The organism is Tepidiforma thermophila (assembly GCF_002563855.1).
Taxonomy (GTDB): domain Bacteria; phylum Chloroflexota; class Dehalococcoidia; order Tepidiformales; family Tepidiformaceae; genus Tepidiforma; species Tepidiforma thermophila.
The window spans coordinates 2,594,452-2,616,359 of record NZ_PDJQ01000001.1; the positions used below are offsets into that span (position 1 = coordinate 2,594,452).

At 70.4% G+C, this 21,908-nt stretch carries 21 protein-coding genes; 12 read left to right on the forward strand and 9 right to left on the reverse strand.

Annotated elements, in window-relative coordinates:
• Window positions 1–27: 27 nt before the first annotated feature.
• From A9A59_RS12605 to A9A59_RS12620, 4 genes are all read right to left on the reverse strand, one after another.
• Window positions 28–681, reverse strand: a complete 654-nt coding sequence (locus tag A9A59_RS12605) for a phosphoribosyltransferase (RefSeq protein WP_098504602.1) — start codon at window positions 679–681, stop codon at window positions 28–30.
• Window positions 682–747: 66 nt separating this feature from the next.
• Window positions 748–963, reverse strand: coding sequence for a hypothetical protein (locus A9A59_RS12610; RefSeq protein ID WP_098504603.1), 216 nt, complete (start codon window positions 961–963; stop codon window positions 748–750).
• 62 nt (window positions 964–1,025) lie between these two features.
• Window positions 1,026–1,691: an NADH-quinone oxidoreductase subunit B gene (locus A9A59_RS12615; protein ID WP_098504604.1), complete on the reverse strand. Its 666-nt coding sequence runs from the start codon at window positions 1,689–1,691 to the stop codon at window positions 1,026–1,028.
• Window positions 1,692–1,753: 62 nt separating this feature from the next.
• On the reverse strand, window positions 1,754–1,954 hold the full coding sequence (locus A9A59_RS12620; protein ID WP_098504605.1) for a hypothetical protein: 201 nt from the start codon (window positions 1,952–1,954) through the stop codon (window positions 1,754–1,756).
• A 159-nt stretch (window positions 1,955–2,113) separates the two neighbouring features.
• On the opposite strand from A9A59_RS12620, the gene thrB reads away from it, so the two are divergent.
• The 4 genes from thrB (at window position 2,114) to A9A59_RS12640 (ending at window position 6,621) form a co-directional block, all read left to right on the forward strand.
• Complete coding sequence (thrB, locus tag A9A59_RS12625; protein ID WP_165772727.1) at window positions 2,114–2,995, forward strand: homoserine kinase; 882 nt, start codon at window positions 2,114–2,116, stop codon at window positions 2,993–2,995.
• Complete coding sequence (locus A9A59_RS12630; protein WP_098504607.1) at window positions 2,995–3,486, forward strand: GNAT family N-acetyltransferase; 492 nt, start codon at window positions 2,995–2,997, stop codon at window positions 3,484–3,486. Before thrB ends, A9A59_RS12630 begins: the two co-directional genes overlap by 1 nt.
• 159 nt (window positions 3,487–3,645) lie before the next feature.
• Window positions 3,646–6,099, forward strand: a complete 2,454-nt coding sequence (locus A9A59_RS12635) for an NHL repeat-containing protein (RefSeq protein WP_098504608.1) — start codon at window positions 3,646–3,648, stop codon at window positions 6,097–6,099.
• A gap of 99 nt (window positions 6,100–6,198) precedes the next feature.
• A complete protein-coding gene (locus A9A59_RS12640; RefSeq protein WP_098504609.1) occupies window positions 6,199–6,621 on the forward strand; it encodes a YbaN family protein in 423 nt (140 codons plus the stop codon).
• On the opposite strand, the gene A9A59_RS12645 is transcribed toward A9A59_RS12640, so the two are convergent.
• The 5 genes from A9A59_RS12645 to A9A59_RS12665 all read right to left on the reverse strand — a co-directional run bounded on the left by A9A59_RS12645 (window position 6,618) and on the right by A9A59_RS12665 (window position 11,439).
• Window positions 6,618–7,085, reverse strand: a complete 468-nt coding sequence (locus tag A9A59_RS12645) for an EVE domain-containing protein (RefSeq protein WP_098504610.1) — start codon at window positions 7,083–7,085, stop codon at window positions 6,618–6,620. The genes A9A59_RS12640 and A9A59_RS12645 overlap by 4 nt on opposite strands.
• Window positions 7,086–8,201 (reverse strand): bifunctional diaminohydroxyphosphoribosylaminopyrimidine deaminase/5-amino-6-(5-phosphoribosylamino)uracil reductase RibD, encoded by a 1,116-nt coding sequence (gene ribD / locus A9A59_RS12650; RefSeq protein WP_098504611.1) that lies wholly within the window; start codon window positions 8,199–8,201, stop codon window positions 7,086–7,088.
• A 94-nt stretch (window positions 8,202–8,295) separates the two neighbouring features.
• A complete protein-coding gene (locus A9A59_RS12655; protein WP_165772728.1) occupies window positions 8,296–8,955 on the reverse strand; it encodes a helix-turn-helix transcriptional regulator in 660 nt (219 codons plus the stop codon).
• A 72-nt stretch (window positions 8,956–9,027) separates the two neighbouring features.
• Window positions 9,028–9,675, reverse strand: coding sequence for a helix-turn-helix transcriptional regulator (locus A9A59_RS12660; RefSeq protein WP_098504613.1), 648 nt, complete (start codon window positions 9,673–9,675; stop codon window positions 9,028–9,030).
• Between the two features lie 117 nt (window positions 9,676–9,792).
• Window positions 9,793–11,439: a globin-coupled sensor protein gene (locus A9A59_RS12665; RefSeq protein WP_165772729.1), complete on the reverse strand. Its 1,647-nt coding sequence runs from the start codon at window positions 11,437–11,439 to the stop codon at window positions 9,793–9,795.
• Between the two features lie 285 nt (window positions 11,440–11,724).
• On the opposite strand from A9A59_RS12665, the gene A9A59_RS13800 reads away from it, so the two are divergent.
• From A9A59_RS13800 to A9A59_RS12710, 8 genes are all read left to right on the forward strand, one after another.
• The gene (locus tag A9A59_RS13800; RefSeq protein ID WP_165772730.1) at window positions 11,725–12,879 is read left to right on the forward strand and encodes a two-component system sensor histidine kinase NtrB; all 1,155 of its coding nucleotides are present in this window, start codon (window positions 11,725–11,727) and stop codon (window positions 12,877–12,879) included.
• A 48-nt stretch (window positions 12,880–12,927) separates the two neighbouring features.
• Window positions 12,928–14,049 (forward strand): metallophosphoesterase family protein, encoded by a 1,122-nt coding sequence (locus A9A59_RS12680; RefSeq protein ID WP_098504615.1) that lies wholly within the window; start codon window positions 12,928–12,930, stop codon window positions 14,047–14,049.
• Complete coding sequence (locus tag A9A59_RS12685) at window positions 14,046–16,721, forward strand: AAA family ATPase (RefSeq protein ID WP_098504616.1); 2,676 nt, start codon at window positions 14,046–14,048, stop codon at window positions 16,719–16,721. The genes A9A59_RS12680 and A9A59_RS12685 overlap by 4 nt, the downstream gene beginning before the upstream one ends.
• 101 nt (window positions 16,722–16,822) lie before the next feature.
• The gene (locus A9A59_RS12690; RefSeq protein WP_098504617.1) at window positions 16,823–17,788 is read left to right on the forward strand and encodes a metal ABC transporter substrate-binding protein; all 966 of its coding nucleotides are present in this window, start codon (window positions 16,823–16,825) and stop codon (window positions 17,786–17,788) included.
• 59 nt (window positions 17,789–17,847) lie between these two features.
• On the forward strand, window positions 17,848–18,573 hold the full coding sequence (locus tag A9A59_RS12695; RefSeq protein ID WP_278286909.1) for a metal ABC transporter ATP-binding protein: 726 nt from the start codon (window positions 17,848–17,850) through the stop codon (window positions 18,571–18,573).
• Window positions 18,570–19,472, forward strand: coding sequence for a metal ABC transporter permease (locus tag A9A59_RS12700; RefSeq protein WP_098504619.1), 903 nt, complete (start codon window positions 18,570–18,572; stop codon window positions 19,470–19,472). The genes A9A59_RS12695 and A9A59_RS12700 overlap by 4 nt, the downstream gene beginning before the upstream one ends.
• A gap of 62 nt (window positions 19,473–19,534) precedes the next feature.
• On the forward strand, window positions 19,535–20,776 hold the full coding sequence (locus A9A59_RS12705; RefSeq protein WP_278286910.1) for an acyl-CoA dehydrogenase family protein: 1,242 nt from the start codon (window positions 19,535–19,537) through the stop codon (window positions 20,774–20,776).
• A 131-nt stretch (window positions 20,777–20,907) separates the two neighbouring features.
• A complete protein-coding gene (locus A9A59_RS12710; protein WP_098504620.1) occupies window positions 20,908–21,900 on the forward strand; it encodes a phosphotransferase family protein in 993 nt (330 codons plus the stop codon).
• Window positions 21,901–21,908: the final 8 nt, after the last annotated feature.

Below are 21,908 nucleotides of genomic sequence, written 5' to 3' on the forward strand. Positions count from 1 at the left end.
TAGCGAGGGCCGTGCAGGTGGGGCTGTTCAGCCGGCGGGTGCAGCAGCGAGGGCGGCGGTTACTTCTTCATCGGTGGTATGGGGGAAGGAGCGGTACCAGAGGCCGACGGCGTAGAACGGTTCGGGGGTGCGGAGCACGAGACATTCGAGGCCGGGGAATTCGGCGGCGAGCTCTTCGCAAACGCCCGGGGGTGCGACGGGGACCGCGACGATGACGCGCGCGGCTCCGAGGGCGCGCACGGCTTCGACGGCGACGCGCATGGATGCGCCGGTGGCGAGGCCGTCATCGACGAGGACGACGGTGCGACCGCGGAGGTCGAGGGGCGGGCGGCCGCCGCGGTAGGCAGCCTCGCGGCGCTGGAGTTCGCGCTCTTCGTCGCGGGCGACGGCGGCAATCTCGGCATCGGTGATGCCGGCCTCGGCGATGACGTGGGGGTTCAGCACGCGGTGCCCGCCGGAGGCGATGGCGCCGAAGGCAAGCTCAGGCTGCCCGGGAACGCCAAGCTTCCGCACGACGAGGACATCGAGGGGGAGGCCGAGCGCGCGCGCAGCTTCGGCAGCGACGATGACGCCGCCCCGGGCGAGACCGAGGATGATGGTGCCGGGCGGGAGGGCGAGCCTGCGGAGGGCTTCGCCGAGCAGGCGGCCGGCCTCGCGGCGGTCGGCGAAACGGTCACTCACGCGGAGGAGTGTGCTCCCGGCGGCGGGCCGCGTCGAGGGCCGGTGGGGCCGGGAGAGGGGGCCCGGTCAGCCGGCGAGGACGCCGTTGGCGGCGAGCTTTTCGCGGAGCGCTTCGAGGCTGGGGATGGGCTTGCCGTCGAGGGAGTCGATGGCGTCGATGGCGTCGTCGGAGAAGTCACCCGTGAAGGCGACTTCGAGCAGGTCGGAGCGGTCGGGCTGGATGCCCTGCTCGAAGAAGGGGCGGGCGAGGCGTTCGATTTCTTCCCAGGATGCTGCAGGCACAGGTGGACCTCCGTGACAGGACCGTGTGGGGGCCCACCCGGTCGGGATGTGTGGTGCGTGTGTTAGCGGTCGCCGAAGGCGTCGCCCTGGGGCGGCCGGTCGTAGTCGATGTAGGGCGGCCAGAGCGACTCGAGCTCCTTGCGGATGGGGTCGCCCTCGGGCAGGTAGCGCTGAAACTGCGGTTCGACGTCGCGGCGGACCCAGCCCTTGCCGATGGTGTCCTTCTTAATCTTGTCCTGGAGGAGCATGAGCCCGGTGAGGAGCGATTCAGGCCGGGGCGGGCAACCGGGGACGTAGACATCGACGGGCAGGAGGGTGTTGACGCCGGGGGTGACGCTGTAGGCGTAGGCGAAGGGGCCGCCCATGATGGCGCAGCCGCCCATGGCGAGGGCCCACTTGGGTTCGGGCATCTGGAGCCAGATGCGGCGGACGGCGGGGGCCATCTTCCAGGTGACGGTGCCGGGGACGATGAGCAGGTCGGCCTGGCGGGGCGAGGCGCGGAAGATCTCGGCGCCGAAGCGGGCGATGTCGTACCGCGGGGTAGCGGTGGCGATCATCTCCATGGCGCAGCAGGCGAGGCCGAACATGCAGGGCCAGAGCGAGGAGCTGCGCGCCCAGTTGAGGACCTGGTCGACGCTGGTGACGAGGATGTTTTGCTGGACTTCCTGCTCGACGTCGCTCTCGGTCCGCAGGGGCAGGGGCTGGTAGACCTTGTTGGGCTGTGCCATCGCTCGTTCAGTTTATCACAAGGCCGCGGTCCCGCGTGGACCGGCGGCGCGCCGCGCGCGAGCTAGCGGCGGACGTAGCCCTGGCCGTCGTTGATGGGCTCGTCGATGAAGATGTCGCCGTTGCGGATTTTGATGTTGTAGCCGCAATCGGGGTTGGTGCAGACCCAGGCTTTGAAGTGGATGGGTGCGCCCTGGCTGCCGAAATCGGAGAAGGGGACGAGGTCCCCGTAATCACATTTGCGGCATTTAGGAAACTGATACATCCCTAACCTCCCCAAGTCGGGGGATACTATGGCACGGCTGCTGGAACGAGCAAGGTGGGGCGGGGCGATGGAGGTTTGGCGGGGGTGGTTGGTACCATGCGGGCTTTGGGAACCGGGAACAGGGAGGCAGCGATGCCGGGTACGGCCATAACCGTTCGTGTGCCAGCGACGAGCGCGAATCTCGGCGCGGGGTTCGATTGCCTTGGGCTCGCGCTGGATATGTTTGCATCGGTGACGGTGACATTCTGCGAGGCGGAGCAGCCGCCGACCGAGGACGTCGGTGAGAAGATGGTTCTTTCGGCGGTGCGGCACGCGTACCAGCGGCTGGGAAAGCCGTTGCCCGGGGGGGTGCGCGTGCGCTACCAGGTGGCGATCCCGCTCGGGCGCGGGCTGGGCGCGAGCGCCGTAGCGCGGGTGGCGGGGGTGCTGGCGGTGAACGAGCTGGAGCGCGGGGTGTTCGACGAGCAGGCGCTGCTGGACCTCGTAAGCGAGCTGGAGGGGCACGGGGACAACGCCTGCCCGGCGCTGTTCGGCGGGCTGCAGGTGTGCGTACAGGGGGCAGACGGGCACTATGTGCGCGCGGCATCGCGCTTCCCGGCGGACGCGCACATTGCGCTGCTGATCCCGGAGCATTCGATGCCGACGAAGGAGGCGCGGAAGGCGCTGCCGGAGAGCTATTCGAAGGCGGACACGGTGCACAACATCGGCCGGGCAGCGCTGTTCGTGGCGGCGATGGCCTCGGGGAGGATGGAGCTGCTGGCAGAGGCGACCGATGACCGGGTGCACCAGCGGCAGCGGGCGGCGCTCTTCCCGCCGCTGTTCGATATTTTCGCGGCGGCGCGGCAGGCCGGGGCGTATGCGGCGTGGCTGAGCGGCGCCGGGAGTTCCGTGGCGGCGATTTGCCCGGAGGAGCCCGCGCGGGCGGTGGCGAACGCGATGCTGGCGGCTTCGAAGGCGGCCGGGTACGACGGCCGCGCGCTGGTGACGCGGATTGCGAAGGAGGGGGCGACGGTCTCGCGGGTGGAGCTGGTGGACGCGTGATGCGGGTCCGTTTTGCCGGGCCGGGCGACCTCGACGTCATCATCGAGCTGATCCGGGCGCTGGCCGAGTACGAGCGCGAGCCGGATGCGGTCCGGCTGGAACGGGACCGGCTGGGGCAGCACCTGTTCGGGCCGCGGCCGTACGCGGAGGTGCTGCTTGCGGAAGACGAGGGCGGGGTGCAGGGGTTCGCGCTTTTCTTCCACAACTTCAGCACGTGGGAAGGGCGGCCGGGGATCTATCTCGAGGACCTGTTCGTGCGGCCGGGGGCGCGGGGGCGAGGGTACGGGCGGGCGCTGCTGGCGCGGCTGGCGGCGCTGGCGGTGGAGCGCGGGTGCGCCCGGCTGGAGTGGGCAGTGCTCGACTGGAACGAGCCGGCGATCGGGTTTTACCGGGCCCTCGGCGCGGTGGCGATGGACGAATGGACGACTTATCGGCTGACCGGCGAGGCGCTCGCGCGGCTCGCAGATGCGGGGCGCGACGCCGACGGGTGAGGGTTTTCCCCGAAAGACGGGAGCGTTCCGGGTTGGTTTGGTGGTGGGAAGCGGTGGTATAGTGGCCGACGGTGCCGGCGGGGTCCTGGCAGCTTTGGCTGCCGGGGGCATCGTGTCATTCCCCCGTGACCAACACTGTGAGCTGGAGGACGGTCGCCCGTGACCGAGCCACTCCAGGTTGGCCAGTTCGCGATCGTGGATCACGAACCGGTCGACCGGGGGCCGAACGCCGGGGTATTCCACGGCCGGGGCCCCGCAGACGACCGCGTGGAGCTCTTCATCGTTGCCGAGGGCACGACGCCTGCGGGCGAGGCGTTCGCCGGGCACGTCGTTTCGGCGATGGGGCAGGCGCTGGCAGGGCTCGATATGAGCCTGACGGGCATTCTCCGGCGGCTGTTCGCCGAGGCGGAGCGGGCGGTGGCCGACTGGAACCGGAAGAGTATTGCGCAGCACCGGGTAGCGCTCGGGGTCAGCTGCCTGGTGCGACGAGGCAGCCAGGTGGTCCTGGGGCAGGCCGGGCCGTCGGCTGCCGTCGCGGTGCACGGCGGACGGGCGGAGCTGCTCCGGCCGGAGCCGCCGTTCGACCAGCCGATAGCCGGCGGGAAGGGACCGGGGCCGCTGCTGCGGCGGCTCCCGTTCGGGGCGGGCGACCGGGTGGTGCTGCTTTCGACGCCGGCGCTGGCCGAGGTCGAGGATGAGGTGCTGCGGGGGATCGCGGCACTGCCGCTCGAGGAGGTGCTGCCGGACCTGTACCGGCGGGTACAGCACCTGCGGCACCAGACGGTGCTGCTTGCGGCGCTGCCGGGAACGGGGCCAAAGGGCGGCAGGGCGCCGGCGGAGGATTCGGCGCCGGCAGGAGGCGCGGTCATCGATGCGACCGGCGGGGGAGCCGGGGCGTCGCGGGAGGAGCGGCTGTACCAGCCGAGCCTGTTCGTTGAGGACGAGCACCAGGGGGTGGTCCTCGAGGCGCGGCAGGAGCTGGAGCGGGTCACACCGCGGAGGCTGCCGGTAGCGGCGCCCGCCGCGGACGCGGGGGAGCAGGAGGCTGCGCTGCCGATGGCCGCGGGAGAGCGGCGTTCGGCGCTGGTTCGGGTGGTGAGCGAAAGCCGGGAGCGGGCCGAACGGGCACGGGCCGCGCTCGGGACCGGCGCTGCGGCCGGTGGGATGCGGCCCACGTGGGGCGCGGCGGCTGCGACCGCCGGGAGCCCACCTCCGCCTCCACCGCCGGCGCCGCGACGGAATCCGCGCGCGCAGAGCTTCACCCGGAGCCTCGCGCCGGCGGAGGGCCCGAAGCCGGGGCCTTCGGCAGAGGCGCTGGACCTGCCGCTCGTGGATGAACTGGCTGCAGAGCGGAGGGCGCGGCCGAACGGGGACGCGCCCTCGGCGGCGGCGGTCACGCGTGAGACGGGGCTCGCACCGGGCTCGGGATCGCTGGTGCGGGTGCGCTCGTCGATGGGGGGACGCTGGCGCGGGAGCGGGACGCTCGACCGGCCGCGGCTGGGGAGCTACCAGCTGCCGCCGACATGGGCGGTCATTATGGCCGGGCTGGCGGTGCTGGTGCTGCTGGTCGGGGTTTTGACGCTGCCCTCGATGCTGCGGGGAGACCCGGGAGCGGAGTATTCGAACCTGGTGACCGGGGCGGCCCAGAAGCTGGCAATCGCGAGGGTGGTCGACGACCCGGCGGTCCGGCGGACGGCGCTGGTGGAGGCGCAGGCGCTGCTGCTGAAGGCGCGCGAACTCCAGGCCGGCGACCCGCAGGCCGAGACGCTCTTCAACGAGGTTGCGGGCGCGTTGAACGAGATGGACCGGGTGATGCAGCCGTCATCGGTCGAGGTAGTGGCGTCGCTGGACCGGTTCGGCGAGCGGCCGGTAGCGCCGTCGCGCATGGTCGCCGGCCGCGACCACGTCTATCTGCTCGATGCGGCGACGCCGCAGGTAATCGCGGTGGCGCTGGCGGACGGGTCGGCGACGGCGGTGTACGGGGAGGATGCCGCGGCGCAGCGCGGACGGCCGGTGGCCATTGCATACCTCGAGGCGAGCGACCGGGGGTCGCCTGGCCTCCTGATCGTCGATCACCAGAACCGGCTGTGGGCTTGGGAGAACCGCGAGCTGACGGCGCTGGCGTTTAACACGCCGGAGGGGCTGGTGGTGACGGATATCGCCGTCCGGGGACGCGACCTGTATGTGCTGGATGCGGCGCACAAAGTGGTGTACCGGTACGCCCAGGAGCGGGACGGGTTCCCGAATCCGCCGGCGAAAGCGCTGGAAACGGCGGACCTCGCCAACGCGCGGCGGCTGTTCGTGGACAGCGAGATCCTGACGGCTGACGCCGACGGGACGCTCCACCGGTTCATCGGCGGGGGGGTGGCGCTGACGCTGTCGCAGGCGGGGATCGACCGGAAGCTGGTAGCGGCCGAGACGCCGCAGGCGCTTTCGGCGGCGGAGGTGGCGGTGCTGGACCCGGCGAACAGCCGCGTGGTGGTGTTCCTGCGCGACGGGGCGTTCGAGCGGCAGTACCGGCACCCGGATTTCGCGGGGGCGCGGGCGTTTGCGGTCCGGGGGAGCGATGCGTACATCCTGAGCGGGGGCGCCCTGCGGCGCGTTACGTGGTAGAGGACCGAGCGGACGCCTGCGAACGGCACGAATGGCCGTGACGGGGCATTTCGCGCATGGCATACTGTTTCTGCAGTGCAGGAGACCGGTTTCGCCGGTATGGGAGAATTGGAAGGTTCGGCCGCTGTGCCGCGGCAGGCGACAACGCGGGGCGTCCGCCGGTGGGTCTACGTGGGGCTGGGAAGCGCGCTGGTGGGTATCGGCATCCTGGGGCTGTTCCTGCCGCTGTTGCCATCGACGGTATTTTTCCTCGGAGCTGCGGGGCTGTACGGGAAGAGTTCGCCGGGGGCGTACCGGTGGCTCACGACCAACCGGTGGTTCGGGCGGCACCTGCGGGATTACAAGGAGCAGCGCGGGGCGACGGTGGGGGCGAAAGTGTGGTCCATCGCCACGCTCTGGGTCGGCATCGGGGTGAGCGAGTACTTTATCGACATGCCGTGGGTGCAGCTGGCGCTCATTGCGATTGGCGTAGCGGTGACGCTTCACCTGGTGACGCTGCGGACCATCCGGAAGTCATCCTAGGCGGTAGGGGCGGTTTCGCCGCGGGCGGCGCGTTCGAAATCGGCGAGCAGCAGGTCCATGTCTTCCTGCGGGATTTCGTGCAGGTTGCCCTGGTAGGCGAGGGTCCAGTTGGCGCGGGGCCAGCGCTGGGTCCAGCGGAAGCGGTCGTGGTAGGGCTCGGCATCGAGCCAGCGGTCTTCGGGCAGGACGATGACGGGTTCGATGCCGGCGCGGTAGGGGTAGAGCTCGTCGGGCTTCTTCGCGCTCTGCCAGATGCGCGTGTGCTCCTCGACGACCGGGGAAGTGACGCGGCAAATAGCGGCGAACTGCTTGCGTCCTGAGATGTAGAAAGCGAGCAGGTCGCCGGGCTGGATGCTGTTTGCCATGTTGCGGCGGGTGCTCTTGAAGCCGTGGCGGGTGAAGCCGAGGGCGCGGGTGGTTTCGAAGATTTCGGGGGAGCCGACGACGATCCAGTTGCGCGGCATTCAGTGCTCCGGTGCGAGGATGGGCAGGGGCGGCTGCCAGCTGCCAGTGTAGCCGCGGATGAGCACGTCGGGCGGCAGCGGGGCGATTTCGACGGGGTCGATGTGGATGACCGGCAGCTTGGTGCCGGCGGGCACGAGCGGAATGCCGGCGCTGCCGAGAAGCCGCGGGGTAACGTAGGCGTGGACCTCGTCGACGAGGTCGGCTTCGAAGAAGGAGGCATGGACCGTGGGGCCGCCCTCGACAACGAGCGACTGGATGTTGCGCTGGCCGAGGGTACGGAGGAGCTGGCGGAGTTCGAGGCGGCCAGCGCTTCGGTCGAGCTCAAGGAGGGTGGCGCCGCGCTGGACAAGGGCTTCGCGCCACTCCGTCGGTGAGCCGTGCGCGGTGGCGACGATGACCGGCGCGCCCGGGGCGAAGACGCGGGAGTCGGGTGAGGTGCGGCCCCGGGCATCGAGGACGACGCGGACGGGCTGGCGCTCGGCGGGCTGGCCGCCGGGCCGGGCGGTGAGGGCCGGGTCGTCGGCGAGGACGGTGCCGCTGCCGACGAGGATGGCATCGACCCAGTCGCGGTCGCGGTGGGCGCGTTCGATGGCGGCCTGGCCGGTGAGCCAGGTAATACCGGCGGACGGGGCGCCGACGGCGCCATCGAGGCTGACGGCGAACTTTGCGATGACGTACGGGAGGCCGAGCTGGCGCCACTTGAGGTAGGGCCGGAGGAGGTCGGTGACGGCCTCGGCGCCATCGCCGACGGTGACCTCGATGCCGGCGTCGCGGAGGCGCTGGACGCCGGGCCCGCCGACGTGGGGGTCGAGGAGGGCGACGACGACGCGGGCGACGCCGGCATGGATGATGGCGTCGGAGCAGGGCGGGGTGCGCTTGCCTTCGAAGGGGACGCAGGGCTCGAGGGTGCAGTAGAGGGTAGCGCCGCGGGCATCGACGCCAGCGAGGGCGGCGGCTTCGGCGTGAGGGCCGCCGTAGGGGGCGGTTGCGCCACGGGAGATGACCTGGCCGTCGCGGACGAGTACGGCGCCGACCCAGGGGTTGGGGGAGGTGCGGCCGCGGACGGATGCGGCGAGGCGGATGGCCTCCTGCATGAAGGGCGAGGGAGCGCTCATGCGACGAGGGTAGCGGAGGGACGGGCAAGATGCGTGCGGGGGCGCCCGCGGAGCAGCGCTTACCTGCGCGGGTCCGCTCAGCGGGGTCGGCGGATTATTCGTCGGGGGTGAGTTCGTAGGTACAGATGGGGTCGCCGGCGAGGCGGTGTTCGACGCGTTCAACGGTCATGCCGGGCAGGACGGCGCGGAGGATTGCGCACTCGGCCTCGCAGACCTCGGGGATTTCGGCGGCGAGCTTCAGGAGCGGGCAGTGGCGGAGGACGATGCGGGTCGAGCGGTCGTCGGGAAGCTCCACGCGCGGAAAGTAGCCGAACCGCTCGAACAGTTCGAGGACACCGACGATGCGGTCGTCGCGGGCGAGGGCGAGCAGCTGGCTTTCGGCTGCATGCACTTGCTGCTCGACAACTGCGGCGAGTGCGCGATCGAGGAGTTCCGGAGATTCGCCGCGGATGGCGGCGAGGAGGGTGACGGCGAGGTCGGGATAGAGCTGCGGGAGCAGGCTTTCGCCGCGGGGGGTGAGGCGGAAGACATGGCGCGGGCGGCCGGGGCCTTCACGGACTTTGGTGAACGTGACGAGGCCCTGGGCTTCGAGAGAGAGGAGGTGCTGGCGGACGGCGCCAGGGGAGAGGAAGGTTTCGCGGGCAAGCTCGTCGGTGGTGGCTTCGCCGAGGACCTTGATGGCTACCACCAGCGCCTGCCGGGTGGGGGACAGGTAGTTGATGCTGGCGCCCTGGGGCGGTTCGCTCCCCAACACGGGGGCAACGATACCGGCAGGGTTCGACTTGCGCGAACGCTGTCGCGAACGCTGCGACGTTTCCGAATTGAATCAGTGGAAACCTTGCAGGAGATAGGTGCAGGCCGGGGCACCCTCGCTCCGGGCGCAGGTGCGTTCGACCCGGCCGCCGGGCAGGGCGACCTGGATGACGCGGGATTCGATGGCGCAGATCTCGGGGTGGTCGGCGACGAGTTCGACGAACGGGCAGTGGCGGAGGGTGAGGCGCCACTTGCTGCCGGGGATGGTTTCAAGGAGGGGGTAGTAGCCGAGTTCGTCGAGGACGCGCACGAGCTGCTGGACCCGGCCGGCCGGAGCGGGGGCATCGAAGGCTTCGGCTGCCTGGCGGAGGCGGGCTTCGACGAAAGCGCGGAAGAGCGATTTCCGGAGAGCGGGGTCGGATTCGGCGGCCTCGAGGAGCCAGTGTGCGATGCGGGCGTAGCCCTGGGGGAAGAGGGCTTCTGCGCGCGGCGTGAGGGCGTAGCGGTTGCGGGGGCGGCCGGGGCCTTCGGGCTTCCGGGTGATGGAAACGAGGCCGTGGCGGGCGAGGCCGGCAAGGTGGGCGCGCACGGCAGGGACGGAGAGGTAGGCGACGCGCGAGAGGGACTCGGCGTCGGTTTCACCGAGCTGCTTCAGGCCGAGGAGCAGGAGGCGGCGCGCCGGGGGCAGGAGTTCGAGCTGGGGGGTGAGCGTTTCGGCCATTGAAGGAATCGATTGGAGGGTAGGGCGAAACCTGCGCCCGGGTGAGGGCCGATCGGCCCACGGGAGGCGGGCCGGGAGGGCCGGATGCAACGGGGCCGGCCCTCCCCGGCGGGGGTGTCAGGCCGCGGCGGGCTGGCGGAGGGTGAAGGTTTCGCCGCGGGAGTTATGGGCGAGGGTGCCGAACCGGAGGATGAAGGATGCGAGCTCGGCGGTGCTGCCGGCGAGCGCCTGGGTTTCGCGGGCGATTTCGGAGACCTGGGCGGCGATCTCTTCGACGCTGGCCGAAACCTGCTGGCTGGCGGCGGCAGACTGCTGGGCGACAGCGGAGGCATCGGCGACGGCGTGGCGGACCCGATCGGCGGCGGCCGTCATCTCGGCGGCGCGGGCGGCCGACTCACGGGCGAGGCCAGCGACGCGCTCGAGGATATCGACGACCATGGCCACGCTCTCATCGACGGAGCGGGCGGCTTCGGAGATGCGGCGGATTTCGTCATTGACGACCGTAGCGCCCTGTACGATGCGCTCGAGGGCGGCGCCGGCGCGCTCGGCGCGGGCCGCGCCTTCGTCGACGTTGGCCATCGAGGTCTCCATGGCGCGAACGGCGCGCTGGGTGCCGCCCTGGACGGCGCCGATGAGGGCGGCGATCTCCTTGGTGGCGACGGCGGTGCGCTCGGCGAGGGAGCGGACGTTCTCGGCGACGACGGCGAAGCCGCGGCCCTGTTCGCCCGCGCGGGCGGCTTCGATGGCGGCGTTCAGGGCGAGCAGATTGGTCTGCGCGGCGATGTCGTCGATAACCTGGACGATGGCGCCGATTTGCGAGCCCTGCCGGCCGAGGTCTTCGATTTCGGCAGCCGTCTGGCGAACGGTGTCGCGGATGGCGGCCATGGCCTCGACCGTCTGCTGGACGGCCGCGGTGCCTTCGCGGGCTTCGGCGAGGGAGGCTTCACCCCGCTCGGTAGCGGAGGCAGCCGCAGCGCGGGCGCGTTCGAGCGCCTGCTGGACGGTATCGGTGGCGCGGACGGCTTCGTCGAGGGCAGCTGCCTGGCCGGCGGCGGCGCGGGCGACCCCCTCGCTGGCCTCGCCGAGGGCATCGATTTCGGCGTTGAGGGCGGACATCGTGGAGGTTTGCGTGGCGGCGCCGCGGGCGACTTCGGAGACGGCGCCGGCGATTTCGCGGGCGGCGACATCGACCTGGGCGATGTTCTGGCCGAGGTTCTGGAGGGGCTGGCCGAGGGTATCGTGGATATCGACGAGCTTCTCGAGGACACCCTCGCTGATGAAGGTTTCGACGGCGAGCGAAGCGTCGAGGACGAAAACCTTCATCAATGCGGCGATGGTGTCGGCGAGATCCTGGCCCTTGAGCTTCTTCGCCAGCAGCGGGAACAGGAGCTGGCCGTAGATGCCGTAGTTGCCGACGTTCCAGCGGGGCTCGATCTGGAGGCGGGCGTGGGCGGCGCCGACGCGGAGGCGGTGTTCGAAGTACTCCTCATCGAAGCGGGCGTCGAGGAGGCGGAGGAGGTAGTCCAGCTGGGCTGCTTCGAGGCGGGCGCGGGTGGAGCCGGCCTCCTGGACCTTGCGCTGCCATTCGGGGAAGGCCGCGGCGTGGTCGTAGAAGCGGCGGACGATCTCCTCGGCCTGGGGGCGGAGGAGGGCGGCGGCGCGGCGGACGAGCGCGGCGTCGCGGTCGGAGATGCCGACCCAGCGGAGGCGGAGGGCCTGGTCGGCGCGGTCGATGTGGAGGCGTTGGGTGAGGCGGTCGGACATAGCGGGACTCCCGGGCAGGTGGTTTGCAACCGGGCTTCGCGGCCGATTGCCTCCTATCAATCGGTCACGGGATACCCAACATGCCATCGGGAGAAACCCTTCAGGACGGCTTTGTGAAATTTCTTCATGGCAAAGCGAAGTTCGAACCGGGCAGCGGGGGTGCCTGCGGGAGGGTTTGCCCAAAACCAAAGAGAAATATTTGAAGAACGGCGGTGTCGGGGAAGTCCCGCATTTATGGTCACATTGCGGACCTATCATGCTGGCTGCCACGGGGAGGGCACGGCGATGGCGCACCATATTCACGTCGGGCGGCCGACTGCAACCTGGCAGGAGGCCGTAGTGGCCGGGGCGCCCGATGGGGTGCTGCTGGTGGACGGGGCCGGGCGGGTCCAGGCGATGAACCCGGCGGCGGAACAGATCTTCGGGATGACGGCGGAGGGCGCCGCCGGGCGAAGCGTGCAGGCGTTTGTGCCGGAGCGAATGCGGGAGCGGCATGCCGGGCTGATGATGGACTTCTTTGCGACGGCGGTCAGCCCGCGGGGGATGCAGGAGCGGGCGCCGGTGGCGGCAGTGCGGGCGAACGGCGAGGAGTTTATGGCTGAGATTGCGCTGATCCCCGTCAAGGTCGGCGAGGAGCGCATGGTTGCCTGCATTGTGCGGGACGTCACGGAGCAGCTGCAGATGCAGGCCGCGGCGGCGCGCGCAGAGCGGCTGGAGAGCCTGCGGGTGCTCTCGGCGGGGCTTGCGCACGACTTCAACAACATCCTGGCGACGGTGACCGGCAATGCAGAGTTCGCCCTTCAGCGTGCCGGGGAGGACTCACTTTTGCGGGAGGCGCTGGAGGACATCCGGGAGGCGGGGCGGCGGGCTGCGGAGATGGTGCGGCAGATGCTGCGGTTTGCGGGCGGGGGCGAGCTGGCGCGGGAACCGGTCGACCTGATTGCGGTCACACTCGATACCCTGCGGATGCTCCGAGGGGCGCTCGGCAACGGCGTCATGGCGACGACGGACCTGCCGGAAACGCCGGTCGTGGTGATGGCCGACCCGGTGGGAATCCGGCAGGTGCTCATGAACCTCATCATCAACGCGTCCGAGGCGATGGCCGAGGGCGGGGGAACGCTCACGGTGCGGGTCGGGCACCAGCGCGTGACGCGGGCATACCTGGACCGGTGCCGCCAGCGCACCTGCTTCGGGTGCGCCGACGCGCAGCCCGGGGCGTACGCGTGTCTTGAGGTGGCGGACACCGGGGTCGGGATGGACGCCGCGACGCTGGAGCGGATTTTCGAGCCCTTCTTCAGCACGAAGTTCCAGGGACGCGGGCTGGGGCTGGCGGCGGTGCTTGGGGTGGTGGTCGGGCACCGGGGAGCGGTGCACGTGGAGAGCGAAAAGGGGAAGGGGACAACGTTCCGGGTGCTGCTGCCGCTGACCTGTGAGGGCTAGCCGGCGGACAGGCTTGCATGCGAACGTCTGTTCTGCTAGTGTCCGCGCGTGGTGCGGTTTCTCCACAGCTCGGACTGGCAGCTGGGCATGACCCGGCACTTCCTGGGGAGCGACGCGCAGGCGCGGTACGGGGCGGCGCGGGTCGAGGCGATCGAGACGCTGGGGCGGATTGCGCGGGAAGAGGGGGCGGCGTTCGTGGTGGTGGCGGGGGACGTGTTCGAAACGAACCTGGTCGGGCGGGAGGTGGTGACGCGGGCGCTGGATGCGATGCGCGATGCCGGGGTGCCGTTCTACCTGCTCCCGGGAAACCATGACCCGCTCGCGCCGGGGTCGGTGTGGGAATCGGAGCGATTCCTGGGGCGGAAGCCGGGCAACGTACACGTGCTCGGGCCGGAGCCGGTGGAAGCGGCACCCGGGACGTGGCTGGCGGGGGTGCCGTGGCGGAGCAAGCAGGCGCCGGGACGGGAGGAGGTCCGTGCTGCGGCGGCAGCGCTTGGGGCGCGTGCGGGCGAGCGGGTGCTGGTGCTGCACGGGCAGGTGGAGCGCGGGCCGGAGGCTGCGGTTACGCTGGAGCGGGCGTGGATCGAGGCGGCGCTGCGGGAGCACGGGATTGGGTACGTCGCCCTTGGGGACCGCCATTCGACGACGGACATCGGCTGCGGCGGCCGGGCGTGGTATTCGGGGACGCCGGAGCAGACGGATTATGACGAGCTGGAACCCGGGAAGGTGCTTGTGGTGGACCTCAACGGGGGCGGGTGCGCGGTACGGGCGGTGCCGGTCGGGCGGTGGCGGTTCGTCGAACGGGCGCTGGAGATTTCGAGCAGCGAGGAGCTGCGGGCTGCACTGGAGGAGCTGGACCGGCTGCCGGAGCGGCGACGGACGATCCTGCGGCTGCGGATTCGCGGCATGGGCGGGCCGGAGCTGCTGGGGGCCATCGAGGCCGCGGTGGAAGAGCTAAAGGCATCGTTCGCGGCGGTCGAGCCGTGGGAGCGGTACCGCGAGTTCGTGGTCCGTGCGAACGGCGAAAGCATCGCGTCGCTGGGGCTTACCGGGTATGCGGCAGCGGCGGCAGAGGAGCTCGACGCTCTGGCACAGGGTGGCGGGCCTGATGCCGAGGCGGCGAGCGAGGCGCTGGCGCTGCTCTACCGGCTGGCGAGGGGGTCGGCATGAGGTACCACCGGGTGACCGTGCGGAACTTCCGGGGGATTTCGGACGCGCGGGTGGAGTTTCCCGAGGGGCGGCTGCTCGTCATCGAGGGGCCGAACGAAGCGGGAAAGAGCAGCATCGTCGAGGCGATCAGGCTGCTGTTCGACTTCACGGCGGCGTCGAACGCGGAGGAGGTGCGGCGGGTGAGGCCGCTGGGGCGGGATGCGGACCCGGAGGTAGAGCTGGAGTTCAGCATCGGCGGGAGGCGTTGCCGGTACCGGAAGGTGTTCAATCGGCGGGGCGTGACGGAGCTGGAGGTCTCGGGCAGCAGCGAGGCGGTGTACAGCGGGCGCGAGGCGCATGACCAGGCGCGCAGGCTGCTCGAGGAGGCGGTCGACGAGGCGCTGTTCGAGTCGCTGCGGGTGCTGCAGGGCGAGAGCCTCGTTACGCCCGGGGGACTCTCGAAGAGCCAGCGGCTGCTGGCGGCGCTGGATGCCGCGGCGGGATCCGACCCCGCCGGCGAGGGGCTGTTCGAGCGCGCAAAGAAGGAGTTTGGCCGCTACTACACCGAGAAGCAGGAGCGGGAGACGGACGAGCTCCAGGCGGCACGGAAAATAATGCAAGAGGCGCAGCAGCAGGTTGCGGAGCTCGGGGCCGAGGTCCGGGCGCTGGAGGAGAAGGCGGAGCGGGTGCGGCAGCTGGAGCCGGAGGTTGCGAAACTGCGTGAGCGGGTCCGGGAGCTGGAGACCGGGCAGCGGGAGCTCGGCGCACGGCTCGAAGCGCGGCGAGAGGCAGAGCACGCGGAGGAGCTCGCCCGGAAGGAGCTGGAGGCTGCGGAGGCGCAGCTGCGGCAGGTGGGCGAGGAGGTGCAGCGGCGGGCCGAGCGCGGGCGGGAGGCGGAGCGGCTCGCGCGGGAGCTGGAGTCGCTGGAAGGGGAGCTTGCGGCACGGCGCGGGGAGCTCGCGGAGCTGGAGGGCGAGGCGCGGGCGAAGCGGGAGGCAGCGAACGCGGCCGAGAAGCAGTTCGAGACGGCGAGTGCACGGGCGAAAACGCTGGCAGACGACTTGAATTATGCGCAGGAGCTGCTCCAGGCAGCGCAGATGGAGCGGCGGCTGCAGGCGATTGTTGAGGCGGAGGAGCGGCGGGAGGCGGCGCAGGCGTTCCTGGCCGGTTGCCGGGTCACGCCGGAGCTGCTCAAACGGGTCGAGGAGGCGGAACAGCAGGTGCAGCGGACGGAGGCGCAGCTGCGTGCGGTGGTGGTGCAGGTGGAGGTGGAGGGACCGGCGGGGGCGGCGGTGGTGGTCGATGGTGAGGAGCGGCCGCTCGAGCGGGGGCTGCTGAAGGTGGAGGTGACGGAGGAGCGGCGGATCGACCTGCCGGGCGGGTTCGCGGTGGTGGTGCGTCCCTCGCAGAGCCAGGGGCTGCTGGAGGGGCGGCTGCGGGAGCGGCGGGAGGAGCTGGAACGGCTGCTCGCGCAGGCCGGGGCGGAGAACGCCCAAGAGGCCCGGGAGCTGGAGCAGCGGCGGCTGGCGGCGAGGCAGGAGGTGGAGCAGGCGGAGCGGACGATCCACGGGCAGCTGATGGACCTGCCAAACCGCGAGGACCTGGAGGGACGGCTCGCGCGGACCCGCGGGCGTATCGCGGCGTACCGGGCGACGCATGCGGGGCGGACGCTGCCGGCGACCATCGAGGAGGCGCGGCGGGCAAAAGAAACGGGCGACGCAGAGGTGGAGGAGACGCGCGCGGCCGCCGAGGCGGCAGAACGGGCCGCGCGGGAGGCCGAGGGCGCGCTGCGCGGGGCGGATGCGGCCGTGGGGGAGATCGCAAAGCGGGTTGAACGGAGCCGGGGTCTCCTGGAGCGGCTGCGGGCGGAGGCGGAGCAGGCCGAGCGGGAGCGGCCGTCGGCGCGGCTCGACGAGGAGCTCGCAGCGGCGCGCGGCGCGGCGGCTCATGCGCAGCGCAGACTTGAGGAGGTGCGCGCCCGGCTGGCAGAGATCGGCGACCCCGGACCGGAGCTCGAACGGGTTGCTTCGGAGCTCGAAACGGGGAAGCGGCGGCTGCGTGAGGCGGAGCGAGAGATGGATGAAGCGCGCGGCGCGCTCAGGCACGCGGGCGACGGCACGCTACAGGCGCAGCTGGATGAGGCCCGGAGCCGGCTCGAGGCCGCGACAGAGCGCGCGGAGCGGGTGGAGCGGAAGGCGGAGGCAGCGCGGCTCCTCTTACGGACACTGGAGAAGCACCGGGAGGCGGCACAGCGGATGTACGGCCCGCTGCTGGCGGAGCGGATGGCGGAACTCGGGCGGAGGGTGTTCGGGGAGGATTTCGCGGTCGAGCTTGACGCGGAGCTGGCCCCGAAGCGGCGGCGGCTGAACGGCACATGGCTGGATGTGAAGGACCTGAGCGTTGGGGCGCGGGAGCAGCTGGCGGTCCTGCACCGGGCAGCGTGTGCGGCGGCCGCAGCCCGAGATGGGGTGCCCTTTTTCCTCGACGATGCGCTGGGTTGGAGCGACGAGCAGCGTCTGGAGGAGATTGCGAGGGTGCTGGCAGAGCTCGCGAGCGAGGTGCAGGTGGTAGTGCTGACCTGTCAGCCGGGGCGGTTTGCCGCGGCGCAGCCGGCGGAGGTGGTGCAGATTGCCGGAGGGCGCACCGGGGCGACGGACGGGACCAGGGAGGGAACGCAGCCGGGGCTGCTCTGAGGGGCGGTCGGGTGCCGGGAACCGGGGAGGGCGCGCGGTTGCCCGCATCTCTGAGACTCAGTATCGTGACTTGCTGATACGAACTCTCAGAGGAGGCGGGGATGCGCAAGACGTGGTTCGGGTTGGCGCTGGTGATGGCGGCGCTGGCCGCTGCGACGCTCGGCGCGGCGTGCGGCGGAGATGACGACGACGGCGGCGAGGGGGTACGGGTTGTCGCGACGACGACGCAGATCGGCGCGCTTGTGCGGGAGGTGGCCGGGGACCGGGTGCAGTTGACGGTGCTGCTCCAGGCCGGGGCAGACGCGCACGATTACGAGCCCTCGCCGCAGGATTCGCGGACGCTGAAGAACGCGGACCTTGTGCTGAAGAACGGCATTGGGCTGGATGAGTGGCTTGACGACCTGATCAAGAACTCGGGCACGAAGGCGAAGGTGGTGGTGGCGACAGAAGGCATCGAGCCGCTCGAGGGTGAGGCGCACGATGACCACGGTTCCGAAGCGGATAAAGAAAAGGACGACCACGGTCATGAGCACGGGGAAGGCGACCCGCACGTGTGGCATGACCCGGAGAACGTGAAGGTGATGGTGAAGAACATCGCGGAGGCGCTGGCGGAGGTCGACGGCGAAAACGCAGCAACCTACCGGGCGGATGCGGAGGCGTACGCGAAGAAGCTCAACGAGGTGGACCGCGAGATCAGGGCGCTGTTCGAGCCGATTCCGGCGGCGGCGCGGAAGGTGGTGACGAACCACGAATCGCTGAACTACTTCGCGAAGCGGTACCAGATTGAGATTATCGGGGCGATTATCCCGGGGACGGCGAAGGAGGCGCAGCCTTCGGCGCAAGACCTCGCGAAGCTGACGGACCTCATCCGCAGCGAGGGCGTGAAGGCGATCCTTGCCGAGGCGGAGATTGACCCGAAGGTTGCGGAGCAGCTGGCGAAGGATACCGGGGTACGGGTCGTGACCGGGGTGTATGCTGACTCGCTGGGGCCGGCAGGCAGCGGCGCCGACACGGTGCACGGCATGCTGCTGCACAACGCGCGGCTCATTGCGGAGGCGCTGAGATAGGGGACGCGGACCAGGCAGAGGGGATCGCTGCGCGCAGCCGAACGCTCGTGCTCTCGGGTGTGGCCATTGCCTACGGCCACAACCTCGCGGTGTGCGACGTGGAGGCCAGCATCCCGCCGGGGTCGGTAGTCGGGCTGATCGGGCCGAACGGGAGCGGGAAATCGACGCTGCTGAAGGCGATTGCGGGGTCGCTGCCGCTGCGGGAGGGCGAGATCCGGTTCGGCGAGCGTCCGCTCCGGGAGCTGTCCGGGCGGGTCGCGTACGTGCCGCAGCGGGAGGAAGTGAACTGGGAGTTCCCGGTCACGGCGCTGGACGTGGTGATGATGGGCCGGTACCGAAGGCTCGGGTGGCTCCGGTGGCCGGGCCGGGCCGACCGTGCCGCGGCCGAGGCGGCGCTGGAGGCGCTCGGGCTTGGCGGGCTGGGCCACCGGCATATCAGCCAGTTTTCTGGGGGGCAGCAGCAGCGGATCTTTCTCGCCCGGGCGATGGTGCAGGAGCCGGAGCTGGTCTTGCTCGATGAGCCGTTCACGGGCGTCGATGTGCAGAACCGGGCGGTGTTCCATGAGCAGATCCGGGCGTTCGCGCGCGGCGGGGTGACGGTGCTGTTTGCGACGCACGACCTCGACGAGGTGCGGGCAACAACGACGCACGTGCTCTTGCTGAACCGGCGGATGGTGGCATTCGGTCCAACGCCGGAGACGTTCACGCCGCAAAACCTGCGGGCGGCGTTCGGCGGGCAGGTTGCGGTGTTCGAGCAGGTTCCCGTGTTCGAGCGGCTGCCATGAGCTGGCTGACCGAGCCGCTCCAGTACGGGTTTATGCAGCGGGCGCTGCTCGAGGTGCTGATCATCGGCGCGCTGTGCGGGCTGGTGGGGTGCTTCGTCGTGCTGCGGGGGCTGGCCTTCATCGGGGATGCGCTGGCGCATGCGGTCTTCCCGGGGGTGGTGCTGAGCTACCTCGCGGGCCAGAGCATCCTCATCGGGGCGTTCGGGTTCGGGACCCTGACTGCGCTGGGCATTGGGGTGCTGGCGAGGAGCCGGCGGGTGAGCGAGGACTCGGCGATCGGCGTGATTTTCGCGGCGTTCTTCGCGCTCGGGGTGGTCATCCTGAGCCGGCAGGGCGGCTTTCGGCGCGACCTCGGGTCGCTGCTGTTCGGGAACATCCTCGGGGTGTCGTCGCAGGACGTGCTGGTGACCGCGGTCATCGCGGCGGTGGTAGCGGCCGTGATGGTGCTGGTGCTGAAGGAGCTGACGCTGGCGGCCTTCGACCCGGTGATGGCGCGGACGCTGGGCTACCCGGTGTTTGCGCTCGACCTGCTGCTGCTCCTGCTGGTGGCGGCGACGATTGTGGTGAGCCTGCAGACGGTGGGAAACATCCTCGTGCTGGCGCTGGTGGTGACCCCGCCGGCCGCGGCGCGGCTGCTGACGGACCGGCTGCTGCGGATGATTGGGCTGAGTGTGCTGCTGGCGGCGGTATCGGGGGTGGGCGGGCTGTACGTGTCGTACCATGCCGGGACGGCCGCGGGGGCGACAATTGTATTGACGGCGACCGGCCTGTTCCTCGTTTCGCTGGTGTTTGCGCCGAATCACGGGCTGGTGGCGGGGTGGCTGCACCGGCGGCGCGGGATGCACCACGCGCACCATTACCACGCGGCGGGCGAAGAGCATCACCTGCACGGGCGGTAGCGGAGCCGTGGGGAGCGCGGTAGAGTTCGGGAGCAATATCGCGACCTGAGGATGGGTTTGAGATGACGACAGCCGAGCACCCGCACGCAGGCGACCGGGTTTTGACCGACGCCGAGATTATGGAGCTCCGTGAGAAGGTGAAGGCCTTCATGGCGGAGCATATCTACCCGAACGAGCCGTTCTTCCATGCGAACCATCCGCGGCAATCGGCGGCCGGCCGGGAGAAGATGAAGGAGCTGCAGGCGATGACGAAATCGCTCGGCATGTGGGCGCCCCACCTGCCGGCGGCTGCAGGCGGCATGGGGATCGGCTTTATGCCGTACGTGTACATGAACGAGATCCTCGGGCGGAGCCCGTATGCGCCGATTGCATTCGGTTCGCAGGCGCCGGATTCGGGGAATGCGGAGATTCTCTGGCAGTTCGGTTCGAAGGAGCTGCAGGAGAAGTACCTGAAGCCGCTCGTGGCCGGCGAGATCTGGTCGTGCTACTCGATGACGGAGCCGGAGGTTTCGGGGGCGGACCCGACGGGGCTGCGGACGACGGCGGTGCGCGACGGCGACGAGTGGGTGATCAACGGCCACAAGTGGTTCACGAGCCAGGCGGAGGGCGCGACGTTCGCGATCGTGATGTGCGCGACGGAGCTGGACCAGCCGCCGCACCGACGGTTCACGCAGATTGTGGTGCCGACGGACACGCCGGGGTTCGAGATCGTGCGGCCGGTGCCGGTCATGGGGGAGACGGAGGGCTCGCACTGTGAAATCCGGTACACGAACGTGCGGGTGCCGATCACGAACACGCTGGGCGAGCCGGGGAGCGGCTTCCGGATTGCGCAGAAGCGGCTCGGGCCGGGGCGGATTCACCACTGCATGCGGTGGCTGGGCCAGATGCAGCGGGCGTTCGAGCTGATGTGCGAGTACTCGCTGAAGCGCGAGGTGTTCGGCTCGACGCTTTCGGAGAAGCAGACCGTGCAGAACTGGATCGCGGACAGCTATGTGGAGATCCAGGCGGCGCGGGCGCTGACGCTCTCGGCGGCGAAGAAGATCGACCAGGGCGACGAGGCCCGGGTGGAGATCTCGGCGATCAAGTTCTTCGGGGCGCAGGTGCTGCACAACGTGATTGACCGGGCGATCCAGGTGCACGGGGCGCTGGGCGTCTCGGGTGACACGCCGCTCGAGTCGATGTACCGGAACGCCCGGGCGGCGCGGATTTACGACGGTCCGGATGAGGTGCACCGGATGGTGGTCTCGCGTCGGATCCTGCAGAGCTTCAAGGCCGGCAACGGCTGGGATTTCGGCCTCCAGTAGGCCGGAGGACCGGTCAGCGCGCGCCGGGGGCCCGGGCGGGGTCCTCGGCGTTTCGTTGCGCCGCGGACGGGAAATCGCCATGCTTCGGACGCCGGCAGCCGGCGACCGAATCCAGGCTGGGGACAGGGACGATGGAGCTCGATGAACTGCAGGCGCGGCTGGTGCCGTTCGTGCGTGAGAAGCTGGGGGACCCGGGCGCGCGGGTCGAGAACGTGCAGCGCGGCCCCGGGCACGCGGGCTTCTCGTATTTTTTCGACGCTGTGCTCTCGAGCGGGGAGCGGCGGGAGTACTTCCTCCGGCTGCCGCCGCCGGGGGTGAAGCTGGAGGGGACAGCCGACCTGATGCGGCAGGTGACGGCGGTGCGGGCGCTGGAGGGGACGGGCGTGCCGCATGCGCCCATCCTCTGGGCGGGGACCGAGCCGGACTGGTTCGGGCTGCCGTACTTCGTGCAGCCGCGGCTTCCCGGCGACACGCTGAAGGACGACTACCCGGAGCGGTTCAGCGATGCGCAGCTGCGGGAGATGGCACGGCAGGCGATGACGGCGCTGGCGGGGATTCACCGGGTTCCGCGCGAGCGGCTCGGCTACCTCGGGGAGTTCTGGGGATACGAGTTCGACGTGACGCGCTGGGACCGGTTTTACGAGCGGGCGGCCGAGCCGGAGCTCTTGGCGCTGCAGCCGCGGGTGAAGGAGCTGCTGCTGCGGAACATCCCGCACGATGCGCCGATCGGGCTGTACCACGGCGATTTCCAGTGGTCGAATCTGCTGTATTCGCCGGAGGGGGAGCTGCTGGCGGTCATCGACTGGGAGCTGTGCGGGGTGGGCCCGACGCTGAACGACCTCGGCTGGGTGTGCGTGTTCAGCGACCCGGCGGCGTGGGCGCACGACCGGGGGAGCAGGATGCCGCACGCCGACGAACTGGAAGCGTGGTACTGGGAAGCGATGGGCGGACGGCCGGGCGATATCCGCTGGTTCAAGGCGCTGGCGGCGTACAAGTTCGGCATCATCACGGGGTTCAACCTGATGCTGCACCGCCGCGGCAAGCGGCACGACCCGCACTGGGAGGAGATCGCCCCTTCGATGCAGTCGAATATGGAGTACGCCCTGCGGATGCTGGGGGGCTAAGCAGGCGG